Source organism: Lonepinella sp. MS14435 (genome assembly GCF_042485795.1).
Taxonomy (GTDB): Bacteria; Pseudomonadota; Gammaproteobacteria; order Enterobacterales; family Pasteurellaceae; genus Lonepinella.
The window spans coordinates 1,786,654-1,800,994 of record NZ_CP169368.1; the positions used below are offsets into that span (position 1 = coordinate 1,786,654).

A 14,341-nucleotide genomic window follows, 5' to 3' on the forward strand; every position below is an offset into this window, starting at 1 on the left:
AGAAAATCCTATTTTCTATTTTTATACAACCTTATGCGATTATTTGTAGCGGAAAAACCCAGCCTTGCCCGAGCTATTGCGGATATTTTACCTAAGCCACATCAACGTGGTGAGGGTTTTATTCGTTGTGGTGAGAATGACTACGTTACATGGTGTGTAGGACATTTATTAGAGCAAGCTGAACCTGATAGTTACAATCCTGACTATAAACAATGGCGTTTAGAACATTTACCGATTGTCCCTGAAAAATGGCAATTAGTACCTCGTAAAGAGGTTGCGAAGCAATTAAAAATTGTCGAAAAACTGATTCATCAAGCAGATATTTTAATTAACGCAGGCGACCCAGATCGAGAAGGGCAATTATTGGTTGATGAAGTTTTCAATTATGCTCATTTACCTATAGAAAAGGTAGAACAAATTCAACGTTGTTTAATTAGTGATTTAAACCCAAGTGCGGTAGAAAAAGCAGTAAAAAAATTGCAACCTAATCGTGATTTTATACCACTTGCCACTTCAGCTTTAGCAAGAGCAAGAGCCGATTGGTTATACGGGATCAATATGACCCGAGCTTATACCATTCGTGGACGGCAAGCAGGTTATAATGGCGTACTTTCCGTAGGACGAGTACAAACACCAGTATTAGGATTAATCGTTCGCCGTGATTTAGAAATTGAACATTTCCAACCCAAGGATTTTTTTGAAGTACTGGCTCATATTGCTCACGATGAAAAAACTGAGCCTAATTTCACCGCACTTTGGCAACCAAGCAAGGCTTGTGAAGATTATCAAGATGATGATGGTCGTGTACTGTCCAAAGGATTAGCCGAAAATGTGGTGAAACGTATTTATCAGCAACCAGCGGAAGTCACTGCTTATGAAGATAAACGTGAAAAAGAAACTGCACCTCTACCCTATTCCCTTTCAGCTTTGCAAATTGATGGCGCTAAACGCTTTGGCATATCCGCTCAGGAAGTGCTAGATACCTGTCAAGATTTATATGAGAAGCACAAAATTATTACCTATCCACGCTCCGATTGTCGTTATTTACCCAACGAGCATTTTGCCGATCGAACCAAAGTCATACAAGCCATTGCGACCCATTGTTCAGATTACCAGAACTTACCCAGTACGGTAAATTTAGAGCAAAAAAATCGCTGTTGGAATGATAAAAAAGTAGAAGCTCACCACGCTATTATTCCAACGGCAAAAAATCGTCCTGTTAGCTTAAATCTAAGAGAACAACAGATTTATCAACTTATTGCTCGTCAATATTTAATGCAATTTTGCCCAGATGCAGAATATCGTAAAAGTAAAATTACCTTAACTATTGCTGGCGGTACCTTTATTGCTCAAGCACGTAATTTACAAATTGCAGGCTGGAAAGAATTAATTGGCAAAGAAGATGAAGAAGAACAAGTCGCTCCACCATTGCCAGTAGTGAAAAAAAGGCAAATTCTTTTTTGTCATCAGGGTGAAATTGTCAGTAAAAAAACGCAACCTCCAAAACCCTTTACTGATGCGACGTTGCTTTCAGCCATGACAGGAATTGCACGTTTTGTACAAGATAAAGAATTAAAAAAAATCCTCAGAGAAACCGATGGACTAGGCACAGAAGCAACTCGAGCAGGCATTATCGAATTATTGTTTAAACGTGGCTTCTTAGTAAAAAAAGGCAAAAATATTCATAGTACAGAAACGGGACGAATTTTAATTCAAGCACTACCCGATATTGCCACACAACCTGATATGACAGCTCAATGGGAATCACAATTAACTGGTATAAGCAAAAAAGAAACAAATTATCAACACTTTATGTGGCAACTAACCCAAATGTTACCCGACTTGGTACATTACGTTAATTTCTCGGCATTACGTAAATTAAGCACTGTTTCACTAGCCCAACCCAAATTGAACAAAGCAAAAACCAAAAGTAATGATAAAAGCAAAAGTGCGGTGATTTCCGACTAGATTTTCATCAAGCAAACAAAAATTCCTTGATTAAACACTGAATATTCGGTAATATCCAAACGTTTTTCAGATTATAACCTTACAGCAGAGAAGATTTCACAATGTATAACGCATTATTATTTATTTACCTTATCGTGTCCGTAGTAATGATCGGCTTTATCCTTATTCAACAAGGAAAAGGTGCAGATGCTGGAGCATCATTTGGTGGCGGAGCATCAGGTACAGTATTCGGTTCTGCTGGGTCAAGCAACTTTTTATCTCGTACAACGGCTGTTTTAGCCATTATTTTCTTTGCTTCAAGCATTGTGCTTGGTAACTTAAATTCTCACCATGGCAAAGTGCAAGAAGGTAAATTTGATGATTTATCACAAGCAGCTCAACAGTTAGAACAACAAAAACCTGTTGCTCCAGTAGAAAATAAAAACGCAGATATTCCTCAAAACTAAAAATTAACCTCATTTAATATGCGATCGTGGTGGAATTGGTAGACACGCTATCTTGAGGGGGTAGTGCTTCACGGCGTGAGGGTTCAAGTCCCTCCGATCGCACCAAGTTGATAAAAAAGACTGTTTGAAACAGTCTTTTTTATTGCCAATAATATTCTGACATAAGATTTATACTGTGTTAAAAAAGTAGAATATTCCTTAGATAATACATAAAAAAAGACCAACTCTACGAGTTGGTCAACACTATCTACTTTTATATTATTTTTATAGGGGATTTGGAACTATGCTTCTACACCTTCAAATAAAGCAGTGCTTAAATAACGCTCAGAAGCAGATGGTAAAATAACTACAATTAACTTATCCACAAATTCAGGTAATTTTGCGATACGCTCTGCTGCCGCCACTGCAGCACCTGAAGAAATACCCGCTAAAATACCTTCTTCTGCCATTAAACGGCGAGCGGTAGCAATCGCGGTTTCACTATCCACACACTCTACGCGATCAACTAAATCAAGATCTAAGTTTTTCGGGATAAAACCTGCACCAATGCCTTGAATCTTATGTGGACCTGGTTTTACCTCTTCGCCATTTAAGGTTTGAGTAATGACTGGACTTTCGGCTGGTTCAACAGCTACAGAAGTAATAGCCTTACCTTGATCTAATTTAATATAGCGACTAATCCCTGTAATCGTACCACCAGTACCTACACCTGCCACAATCACATCAACTTTTCCCTCAGTACCATTCCAAATTTCAGGACCTGTAGTTTGTTGGTGAATCGCTGGATTAGCTGGATTTTCAAATTGCTTTAACATGATATAACGATTTGGATCGCTTGCTACGATTTCTTCAGCTTTGGCGATCGCACCTTTCATACCTTTTGCACCCTCGGTTAAAACTAAATTAACACCAAGTCCACGTAATAAACGTTTACGTTCCGTACTCATGGTTTCTGGCATAGTTAAGGTGATTTTATAACCACGTGCTGCTGCCACATAGGCTAAGGCAATGCCAGTATTACCACTGGTTGCATCAACAATTTCTTTATCTTTAGTTAACACACCATCTTTTTCCGCTTGCCACACCATATTCGCACCAATACGGCATTTTACGCTAAAACTTGGGTTACGCCCCTCTACTTTTACCACGATATTACCATTACCAAAATGGTTTAAACGGACTAATGGCGTGTTGCCAATAGAATAAGAATTATCCGCAAAAATAGTCATTATTTTCTCCTTAAAAGAATTGTTTTTGTTGTTGATGCTATTTGTAACATAATATTTAATAATGAAAAAATACCTATTTGTTCTATTTTATAACTAAATAGCATTAAATAATTAAGCTAGGTCCGATTTATTCGGTAAACGATCACTTAATAAAATTGCATAACGTTCTGTTGTTGGACTTGATTCCAATGCAATTTTCAATGCCATGGTTAATGGCACTGAAAGCAACATACCCACGGTTCCCAATAACCAACCCCAAAATAAAAGAGAAAGAAATACCACCAAGGTTGAAAGTCCTAATTTTTTCCCCATTATTTTAGGTTCAAGCACATTACCAATTGAAACATTAATAACAATCACACTAATAGTCACCACAAACCCTGTAGTAAATCCGTTCAATAAGAATGCTTGTAAAATAATCGGCACAGCTGCAATAATAGAACCGATATTTGGAATATAATTAAACAAAAAACTCAAGGTTGCCCATAAAATAGCATATTGCACTCCAGTAATCGTAAGCAATACCCATATTGCCACTCCTGTCAGCACGCTCATCATACTTTTCACGCCAAGATAGCCAATAATACTTTCTAATACACGTTCTAAATGATCTTCTTCGCCGTCCTGATTGTTAAATACAATGGCAAATTTATGTTTCGCAGTAGGTGCTTCTAACAACATAAAAATTACCACTAAAATTAAAACAAACACATTTGATACCACATTAGAGAAATTCATTAATAAACTGCTTGCGAAATTCATCACCATACTGGGATCGAAATGTTTTACAATGGCATCTGGTTGCACAGAAAAAGGGATTTTCCATTTGTGTGCTAACACTTGCAAATCATTAATTCGCTCCATCATTAATGCTCGATATTGTGGAATTGATTTGGTAAATTCTTGTGCTGAACCATTAATCAACCCTAACAAAAAGAAAAATACCAGCAAGATTAACAATAAAAGTAACGTAATAGCTAACCAGTGCGGGACTTTTCTATTTGTCATAAACTTAATTATCGGTGAACAAATTATCGCTATAAATAGAGAGAGCAAGAAAGGAACGACAATTACCGAAGATACTTTTATCCCTGCCAGAATAATTACCAACGCCGCACTAATAAAAATAAATTGATTTAAAGGATTGTTTTTTATCATAAAATTCACCGCAGTTTTATTTTAAAATAAGATCTGGATTCGCAAATAGTTTACCGATCATGCCAGTATAAACCTGTCTATCCATCACTTCTGAAATACTAGTAATTCTTTCACCAGCATCTTTAGAAGAGGCTCCACAATGATAAACTTTGGCACTATCTGTATTCCAATCAATCATAATATATCTATCGTGAACTATGTTGCCTGTTTTCTTAAATTGAATACTGATATTTGGATATTCTCGGCAAAAATCTTGATATTCAACATTATGTAGCCCTTTCCCTACATTATCACTAAAAATTGTCACTTCTACACCCTTGCGAATATTCTTTAACAAAATCAAAGTCTTCACACCAATATAATTATCTACAATATAAATACGTTCATTGGCTGACGCATAAATATCTGAATAAGCAATATTGGCTTCAATGGGCTGACCATTTAGGAGTAAATACTCTAATTTCACCTGTGGTTGACTAAAATCAAAAATAAAAGGGGATAAATCTGATTTCTTCACCACATCCGTTAAACTATCGACAACCTGAGCTACCCTATTTTCCACTGTTCTCAATGATAATTTTAACTCTCTAATTTCTTTCGTATTTTCTGTGGTTTGCATAGAAAGTTGTAAAAATTCACGCTGTCCAATTAAGCCTTGATTTTCAACAATGTAATCTTTCATTTGTTTAAAAGTACGAATCAATGCCTTACTTTGCTGTACTGCCAAATCACCTTTGAGTACGGTCATCAACATATAGATGCCCTGTTCAGTGAAAGCATAAGGCAAATACCTCATTCCACCCCAACTTGAGGTCGCATTTTGCGACCTCAAACAGATTTTCCATTCATCATCAGCTAATTGAAACATGAAATCTTCTGCATCAAACTTTTCAAGATTTCGCTTGACCTGCTCATTAAATCTTTTAGTTTCATAGCCATACAATTCCGCAAGTTCAAAATCAAGCATCACTTTTTGCCCACGAATGTGATAAATTTTTTCATTAATCAACTCTTGATTGATTAGAATGATATTTTTGCTCTCCATTTGCTTCCCTATTATTTAGCGACTAAATCGCTTCTTCATTTTCTTCACCCGTTCGAATCCGAATTACCCGAGCTACGTCATACACAAAGATTTTACCATCACCAATTTTGCCAGTTTGTGCTGTATCTACAATGGCATCAATACATTGATCAACCACGTCATCAGGTATCACAATTTCTAATTTAACTTTAGGTAAAAAATCCACTGCATACTCTGCACCACGGTATAATTCCGTATGCCCTTTTTGGCGACCAAAACCTCGTACTTCGGTAACGGTCATTCCCGTAATACCAATATCAGATAAGGATTCACGTACATCGTCTAATTTAAAGGGTTTAATAATTGCCTCAATTTTTTTCATATTTAACTCCTATTTTCTAGCAGATTTCGGGCGAAAACTTTCAATTATTTTTGGGTTAGTATCAATATAAATACCATCGATCAGTTGTAAACAATAAGGTACTGCGGCAAAAATACCTTTTACTAGTACGTTGCCACTTTCATCTTTCACCCCCTCTAAGGTTTCTTTAATTGCTTTCGGCTGCCCTGGTAAATTTAAAATTAAACTATTTTTACGAATGACCCCCACTTGGCGAGAAAGAATTGCTGTCGGCACGAAATGCAAACTTACTTGACGCATTTGCTCACCAAACCCTGGCATTTCACGATCGGCAATGGCTAATGTGGCATCGGGTGTCACATCTCGTTTAGCTGGTCCAGTTCCGCCTGTGGTTAACACTAAATGGCATTGTTGCTCATCTACCAATTCAATTAAGGTCTGTTCAATTTTATCCTGCTCATCAGGAATTAAACGTGTTTCTAGCTGGAATTTATCTACTAGGGCATTTTCTAACCAAGCGGTTAATTCTGGAATCCCCTGATCTTGATAAACTCCTTGAAAAGCACGATCTGACACTGAAACTAAACCAATTTTTAAGATTTTCTGATTAACTGCGGTCATTTTTTTCCTTAAATTAAGGTATATTATTCATGAGAATTTTACGTACAGGAGCAAAACTACGGCGGTGTTGTGGCAACACACCAAACTCGGCTAATTTTTCTAAATGTACTTTGGTTGGATAGCCTTTATGTTTGGCAAATTCATATTGTGGAAATTGTTGATCTAATTCTAACATTTCTTGATCACGGGCTACTTTGGCTAAAATAGACGCTGCACTGATTTCAGCAACTTTACTATCGCCTTTTACCACCGCTTGAGCAGGCATAGGCAAATCTGGAATTCGATTACCATCCACCAACACAAAGTGCGGTTGAATTTTCAGTGATTTTACCGCTCGTTGCATAGCTAACATGGTGGCATGCAAAATATTTAGTTCATCAATTTCCTCGGGTTCTGCACGACCTAGCGACCAAGCTAATGCTTTTTGTTTAATTTCTTCAGCTAATAATACACGTTTTTTCTCACTCAGTTTTTTACTATCAGCGAAGCCCTTAATAGGATGATGAGGATCTAAAATCACCGCAGCAGTAACAACAGCCCCCACCAGAGGTCCACGCCCCACTTCATCTACACCAGCAATGAATGCAAATCCTTGCGGATATTCAAAATCTGACATGATTATTTTCCCTCGAGTAAATCAACCACAGCTTGTGCTGCTTGGCTATCGGCATCACATTGAATAAATTGATGTAGTTCAGTAAAACGCTGAATTAAAACTTGACGATTTTGCACCGCACTTTCGGTTTGGTCTAAATAAACCGATAATTTTTCTGCTAATTTTTCAGGGGTACAATCCTCTTGTATCATTTCTGGCACCAACATTTCATTCGCTAACAGATTAGGCAAGGAAATATACGGTGTTTTCACTAAGCGTTTGGCTAAAAAATAAGTGAGTGGTTTCATTCGATAACCTACTACCATAGGTGATTTGCACAGCATACATTCTAATGCAGCTGTACCTGATGCAAGTAAAGTCGCTTGTGCGATCATCATGGCTTGGCGAGCTTTACCATCCAAGATAATCACATCAAGTTCAGGTGCAACTTGAGCCTTAATTCGTTCAAATTGATCACGGCGTTTTTCACTTACTAAAGGCACTAAAAATTGCAAATTAGGATATTGCTGTCTTAACAATACTGCTGTTTTTAGAAAAGGTTCTGTGAGAAATTCAACTTCTGAACCACGACTTCCGACTAAAATCGCCATATATTGTTGTGTTGGATCGAGATTAAGGATCTGGCATACTTCGGTACGGTTTGGCTTTAAAGGAATCGCATCCGCCATGGTATGCCCAATAAAACGGCAAGGCACATTAAAGCGATCATAAAAGGCTTTCTCAAAAGGTAGAAAGGCAAGTACTAAATCGGTTGCTCGAACAATTTTGTAAATGCGATTTTGTCGCCACGCCCAAACCGATGGACTCACATAATGGATAGTTTTAATGCCCTGATTTTTTAGTTTTTCTTCTATATATAAATTAAACTCTGGAGAATCAATGCCAATAAAAATATCTGGCTTTTGGGCTAACAAGGTTTGTACGGTATTGTTGCGGATTTTTAATAATCTAGGCAGATGCTTTAAGATTTCTGCCAAGCCCATAACCGAAATTTCTTCCATATCAATCAGGCTTTCACAACCTTCAGCCAGCATATTTTTACCAGCAATTCCAATAAATTTAGCTTGTGGATAATGACTTCTTAAAGCTCGAATTAAACCCGCCCCAAGAATATCACCAGATACTTCACCAGCCACGATAGCGATGGTTGGCGTAGTTAAAGCAAGATTTTCTATTTGATTTTCCACTAGACTATCCTTTATAAAAAATCACCGCACTTTTCAAAAATGCGGTGTAAATTAATCAACTTTTTCTTAACGAATAATTCCGCGAGTGGAACGTTTGAAAAATTCTAAGAAGAAACTAATGGCTGATTCTGTCTTAGCATAATGTTCAATTTCTGGCATGACTTCTTCAAGGGTTTTGTCACTGCGATAAATTAATTTATAGACGTTACGAATAGCATGTAAAGTTGGTTTCTCAAAACCACGACGTTTCAGCCCTTCAATGTTGACCCCAAATGGTCGAGCATGATTGCCTTGTGCCATCACATAAGGCGGAACATCTTGGCTCACCATGGAACCACCACCTAACATCACATGAGCTCCAACAATAACGAACTGATGAATCGCCGACATTCCACCAACAATCACAAAATCGTCTAATTCAACATGCCCTGCAAGGGTTGCATTGTTGGCTAGAATACAACGGTTTCTGATTTGACAGTCGTGTGCAATATGAGCATTAATCATAAATAAGTTATCATCACCCACTCGAGTCACACCACCACCTTGGACGGTGCCACGATGGATAGTCACATTTTCGCGAATACGGTTACGATTGCCAATAATCGTTTTTGTCGGTTCATTGTTGTATTTTAAATCTTGGTTGACTTCACCAATGGTTGCTCCGTGGAAAATTTGGTTATCTTCACCAATAGTGGTTATGCCATTAACCACAACATGTGAATGTATAACCGTACCTTTACCAATTTCGACCTGTGAACCGATTACACAGAATGGACCAATAACAACATTTTCTCCAATTCTTGCCCCTTCTTCAATAATGCTAGAAGGATGAATCTTCGCACTTGAATGGATCATACATGCTCCTTATGCTTAATTATTAACGTCTAGCACACATTAGTTTAGCTTCACAAGCCACTTCACCATCTACTTTCGCCACGCCAGTAAAAGATGTAACACCACGACGTTCTTTGATCACTTCAACATATAATTCTAATTGATCTCCAGGTAACACTGGTCGTCTAAAACGGGCATCGTCAATCCCAGTAAAATAAAATAGTTCTCCACCTTGTAATTCGTGCGTTTTAAAAGCAAGAATCCCCATAGATTGAGCAAGAGCTTCCAGAATTAACACCCCTGGTAAAATAGGTTCTTGTGGGAAATGACCTGTGAAACAAGGTTCATTAACACTAATATTCTTAATCGCTTTTAGCCATACACCTTCTTCAAAATCTAAAACACGATCAACCAATAGGAATGGATAACGATGAGGCAACAATGCCATAATTTCTTTTACTTCAATAACACGAGATGTTCTTGTTTCTGTTGTCACAATAATTACCTTTAATCTAGTTTAATTTCTAATATATCTGAATTAATTATACATTATTTAGAAAATAGATTGTAGCAAAACAGTAAGAAAACTGAGATCCGCTGAGTAGATTTTCCCCGCACTTGATATGCGGGGTTAGGCATAGAAACGCCACGCTGTGGCTAGAAATGAATATAGGATATTATTATGCTGACTTTATGTTAGTAAAAATCAATCCGCCAGTTTCTTTTCCAAGGCTTTAAGACGCTTATTCATCTTATCAATATCCATGGTTAAAGCCGCTGTTTTACGCCATTCTTTGTTTGGCTGCAACGGAATACCTGAAGAATAGATGCCTGGTTCAGTAATTGGTCGCATGACCATTCCCATACCTGTCACAATGGCTTGATCACAAATTTCCATGTGACCATTAATTACACTGGCACCGCCAATTTGACAATAACACCCCACTTTTAGGCTGCCCGCCATAATGACACCACCCGCTACGGCTGTACCCGTACCGATATGTACATTGTGAGCAATTTGGCACAGATTATCAATAATCACGTTATCTTCAATCACAGTATTATCTAATGCTCCACGGTCAATACAAGTGCATGCCCCAATTTCAACATGATTACCAATGACCACAGTTCCAGTTTGTGGAATTTTAATCCAGCGACCACGCTCATTGGCATAACCAAAGCCATCAGCACCAATCACCGCCCCTGCTTGAATCAAGCAATGTTCACCAATTTGAACATTGTGATAGATACTCACATTAGCCCAAAGCTGCGTATTTGCCCCAATTTGTACTCGCTTACCAATAAAACAACCTGCTCCGATCACTACATTATCACCAATCACCGCACCATCTTCAATCACTGCATTGGCACCAACACTGACATTTTTACCCAGTAAAACAGTGCTAGCAATGACCGCACTTAGTGCAATATCCGTAGCAGCTTTCGGTGTACTATCCATATATTGAGCTAACAAAGCATAAGCCACATAAGGATTTTTGACGATAATTAAGTTAGCTGTATCAGCACAAAATTCGACATCCGATTCTGATACGACCAAAATTCCTGCTTGTGAAAGTGATAAATAAGGACGATATTTCACATTAGAAATAAAAGTCAGGTGTTCTTTAGTGGCTTTATCTAAAGGAGCGATTGCTGTAACAAAAACATCGGCGTTGCCACGCATGGCACCGCCGATATGTTCTGCTAATTCTTTTAATGTATAAGAACGCATAAATAATTAACCTTTTTAAAGATTATTTAGCTGCTGGTTTTTTAGCGTCTTTGTCTTCTGCTTTTGGTTCTTCTGTTGGGACTTTACCACCAATCGCTTTTAACACATCATCGCTAATATCTTTACCATCTACAGCAAATACAATGGAATTTGCATCAAGAACATAGGTATAACCTTTTTCTTTTGCGATATTATTAGTCGCTTCTTGAATTGACTCTAATAATTTAGCACGTTCTGCATTTTCCAATTTTTGTGCTTCTTGTTGATATTTTTGTACTTTAGCATCGTGTTCTTTCATCAATTTATTGATTTCATCTTCACGTTTTTTGATGTCTGCACTACGTAAATTTTTAGCTTCTTTTTGTAATGATGCAATTTTGTTATCAATTGATTTTTTACTTTCAGTAAGTTCATCAGTTTGTTTTTTAAAACCAGAATCTAATTTTTTCGCAATCGCCTCACGATCTGGGTGATGTTCGAACAAATAAGCTGCATTAATGAATGCAATATTTTCAGCTGCAATAGCTGCTGCTGATGCGAAAGCCAAAGCTAAAGAAAGTGCGGTTGCTTTTACGATTTTTTTCATTTGTATAAATTTCCTTTTAATTATTTTTTATGTACATACCAAACAATAATATTTAGCACGAGTATTAATTAGACGTTATGAATAAACATTAGTTCAATCTAAATAAGTTAGAATGTACCACCAATACTAAATTGGAATTGTTCAATATCGTCATTATCATATTTTTTAATCGGTTTAGCATAAGAGAAAACCAACGGTCCAATCGGAGATTGCCATTGAAATGCTATCCCTGCAGATGAGCGAATACGGCTCGGATCGCTATAATCAGGTAAACTTGAGAATTTTGCTTTATCTGTAGCATTCCATTTCGTATTCCATACACTTGCCGCGTCAAAGAACACTGAAGTACGCACTGAATTTTGATTTTTATCTGCGACAAATGGCGTTGGAACGATCAATTCAACACTAGACAACACCATGGCATTACCGCCGATAATATCATCATCTGGATAATATGTAAGATTTCCACTTGCGTCTGTTCTTATATAAATCGCATTTGGTCCTATTGCTCCAGAAGCGAAACCACGTAACGAACCAATACCACCCGCCGCAAAGTTACGATAGAATGGTAAGGTTTTTCCACCAAAACCATTAGCATACGAAGCTCCAGCTTTGGCTGAGATGACCCAAGTATGGTTACGATCTAATGGATAAAAACCCTGAGCATCAGCACTTAATGTGTAGAACTTATTATCTGATCCTGGAATAGTGACCGAACCACCTAAACTAGCTTTTACCCCTTTTGTTGGGAAATAACCGCGGTCTAAATTATTATAATTCCAACCAGCTTTAAAAGTAAAATCTTGAGATTTAAATGATGTACCGCTGTATCCCATTGAATCTATATATTTCTGACGAGAATATTCTGGTACTACATTTTTAAGTTTGTTATAAGCATAACCCACACCTAAATAGTAGGAGTTATTTTCATTCACAGGGAAACCTAAGGTTAAATCTACTCCATAAGTAGTACGGGCATAACTTGCTGCCGTATCATCATCTGAGTTATCGTATTTTTCATAATAGACATTACCACCAAGACTTACACCATCTTTAGTAAAGTACGGTTCGGTATAACCTAGGTTCACACTAGTCGTATAGTCATCTTTACGACCACCCAAACTAATAGAAGAACCCATACCTAAGAAGTTATCTTGTTTTACACTGGCTTGATAGCTAAATCCGCTTTCGGTACCATAACCAATACCAAAGTTGATACTACCTGTATTACGCTCTTTCACAGTATAGATAACATCTAATTCATCATTGGTACCTTTTACATTTTCAGTACGTTGTTCCACAGTTTCAAAGAAACCCGTACGATCTAAACGTAATTTACCCAATTCAACTAATTGAGAAGATAACCAAGTCCCCTCTTGTTGACGCATTTCTTGACGTAATGTTCTATCCGCCGTCACTGTATTTCCTTCAAAACGAATTTGACGAACAGAATAACGACGACCAGCTTCCACAATATAAGTTAATGCAACACTTTTATTAGCTTCATCAAATTCAGGATGGATATTCACCTGAGCATTAGCATAGCCCTGTTCAGCTAATTTAGCTTTAATATTGCTTTCTACGTTTTTCACTTCACTACGCTGAAATTCTTGGTTTAAATGAATATCTTTTAATAGCGGAGCCAATTCCTCTTGCATTCCACCTACATCGCCGATAATTCTCGCATTACTCACCGTGTAAATATCACCTTCATTTATCACGACTTTAACCCGAGCTTCGTTTTTATCATCACTTAATTGAACATCTGTATCCGTCACTTGTGCTTTAGCGTAACCATTTTCACCATAATAATCTTGGATAGCATTTAAATCTTTACTAAATTGATCAGCTGCAAATTTATTACCAAATAATTTCCACCACGCATCAGGTTGTAATTCCATTTGTTCCCGCAATTTGCTACTAGAAACATTATTATTACCTTCAAAAGTGATTTCTTTTAATAAAGCAACATCATTTTCTTTAATTTGTAATTTCACTTCCGCACGATTGTTTGGCAAACTATTTACTATCGTTTCTACTTTAGCATTATAACGACCAGTACTAGCATAGTGTTCCACTAAACTTTGACGAAAGCCTTCTAATTTTTCACGATTTAATACTTCACCAGATTTAAATCCGTTAGATTCTAAATTTGATTTTAATGCTTCATTTGGAATAGAACTGTTACCATCAAAAGTCACTTCGGTAATAATCGGCTGTTGTGTAACAGAAATAATTAAAGTATCCCCTTCTCTATCAGCCTTAACATTATCATAACCACGTGAATAAAGGGTTCTCACCACGTTTGCAATATCATTGTCTGTTGCACGCTTGCCAATTTGCACTGGCAAACCAGCTAACACATTCATTTCTGAACCTGATTGTACACCTTCAACTCGAATATCTTGTACTACAAAAGGAGCAGCATAAACACCCGTTGAACCGAATAATAAACTAGCTATTAAAAGTTTTTTCATTTTACAATGACCTTATTAAATTAAAGTAACAATGATAAAATTCCCAAGCCTAAATAAATAGGAATTTTAAATGTTCATTTACCAATGGGATATTAACCCGAA

14 protein-coding genes and 1 tRNA gene are annotated in these 14,341 nt (G+C 37.1%); 3 read left to right on the plus strand and 12 right to left on the minus strand.

All coding sequences use genetic code 11. The annotated features are described in order from the left end of the window. The first annotated feature begins 33 nt into the window (after positions 1–33). From O1Q80_RS08470 to O1Q80_RS08480, 3 genes are all read left to right on the plus strand, one after another. Positions 34–1,968: a DNA topoisomerase III gene (locus tag O1Q80_RS08470; RefSeq protein ID WP_386694422.1), complete on the plus strand. Its 1,935-nt coding sequence runs from the start codon at positions 34–36 to the stop codon at positions 1,966–1,968. A 101-nt stretch (positions 1,969–2,069) separates the two neighbouring features. Further along, complete coding sequence (gene secG / locus O1Q80_RS08475; RefSeq protein ID WP_386694425.1) at positions 2,070–2,414, plus strand: preprotein translocase subunit SecG; 345 nt, start codon at positions 2,070–2,072, stop codon at positions 2,412–2,414. A gap of 20 nt (positions 2,415–2,434) precedes the next feature. Continuing rightward, positions 2,435–2,519, plus strand: a tRNA-Leu gene (locus O1Q80_RS08480). Between the two features lie 176 nt (positions 2,520–2,695). Here the strand turns inward: O1Q80_RS08480 and cysK are convergent. The 12 genes from cysK to bamA all read right to left on the minus strand — a co-directional run bounded on the left by cysK (position 2,696) and on the right by bamA (position 14,239). Further along, positions 2,696–3,643 carry a cysteine synthase A gene (gene cysK, locus O1Q80_RS08485; protein WP_386686941.1) on the minus strand — a complete coding sequence of 316 codons (948 nt, stop codon included), beginning with the start codon at positions 3,641–3,643 and terminating at the stop codon, positions 2,696–2,698. 111 nt (positions 3,644–3,754) lie between these two features. Next, complete coding sequence (locus O1Q80_RS08490) at positions 3,755–4,801, minus strand: AI-2E family transporter (protein ID WP_386694429.1); 1,047 nt, start codon at positions 4,799–4,801, stop codon at positions 3,755–3,757. Positions 4,802–4,817: 16 nt separating this feature from the next. Continuing rightward, positions 4,818–5,846, minus strand: a complete 1,029-nt coding sequence (locus O1Q80_RS08495; protein ID WP_386694432.1) for an ORF6N domain-containing protein — start codon at positions 5,844–5,846, stop codon at positions 4,818–4,820. A 22-nt stretch (positions 5,847–5,868) separates the two neighbouring features. Continuing rightward, positions 5,869–6,207, minus strand: a complete 339-nt coding sequence (glnB, locus tag O1Q80_RS08500; RefSeq protein ID WP_386686945.1) for a nitrogen regulatory protein P-II — start codon at positions 6,205–6,207, stop codon at positions 5,869–5,871. A gap of 9 nt (positions 6,208–6,216) precedes the next feature. After that, positions 6,217–6,807 carry a molybdopterin adenylyltransferase gene (gene mog / locus O1Q80_RS08505; RefSeq protein ID WP_386694435.1) on the minus strand — a complete coding sequence of 197 codons (591 nt, stop codon included), beginning with the start codon at positions 6,805–6,807 and terminating at the stop codon, positions 6,217–6,219. Between the two features lie 13 nt (positions 6,808–6,820). Continuing rightward, complete coding sequence (gene rnhB / locus O1Q80_RS08510) at positions 6,821–7,423, minus strand: ribonuclease HII (protein WP_386694438.1); 603 nt, start codon at positions 7,421–7,423, stop codon at positions 6,821–6,823. Between the two features lie 2 nt (positions 7,424–7,425). Beyond that, positions 7,426–8,610, minus strand: coding sequence for a lipid-A-disaccharide synthase (lpxB, locus tag O1Q80_RS08515; RefSeq protein ID WP_386694441.1), 1,185 nt, complete (start codon positions 8,608–8,610; stop codon positions 7,426–7,428). 66 nt (positions 8,611–8,676) lie between these two features. After that, a complete protein-coding gene (gene lpxA, locus O1Q80_RS08520; RefSeq protein ID WP_386694444.1) occupies positions 8,677–9,465 on the minus strand; it encodes an acyl-ACP--UDP-N-acetylglucosamine O-acyltransferase in 789 nt (262 codons plus the stop codon). 22 nt (positions 9,466–9,487) lie between these two features. Next, positions 9,488–9,940: a 3-hydroxyacyl-ACP dehydratase FabZ gene (gene fabZ, locus O1Q80_RS08525; protein ID WP_386686955.1), complete on the minus strand. Its 453-nt coding sequence runs from the start codon at positions 9,938–9,940 to the stop codon at positions 9,488–9,490. A 210-nt stretch (positions 9,941–10,150) separates the two neighbouring features. After that, positions 10,151–11,176, minus strand: a complete 1,026-nt coding sequence (gene lpxD / locus O1Q80_RS08530) for a UDP-3-O-(3-hydroxymyristoyl)glucosamine N-acyltransferase (protein WP_386694447.1) — start codon at positions 11,174–11,176, stop codon at positions 10,151–10,153. Between the two features lie 22 nt (positions 11,177–11,198). Then, positions 11,199–11,762: an OmpH family outer membrane protein gene (locus O1Q80_RS08535; RefSeq protein ID WP_386686959.1), complete on the minus strand. Its 564-nt coding sequence runs from the start codon at positions 11,760–11,762 to the stop codon at positions 11,199–11,201. A gap of 107 nt (positions 11,763–11,869) precedes the next feature. Beyond that, positions 11,870–14,239 carry an outer membrane protein assembly factor BamA gene (bamA, locus tag O1Q80_RS08540; protein ID WP_386694450.1) on the minus strand — a complete coding sequence of 790 codons (2,370 nt, stop codon included), beginning with the start codon at positions 14,237–14,239 and terminating at the stop codon, positions 11,870–11,872. Positions 14,240–14,341 lie beyond the last annotated feature (102 nt).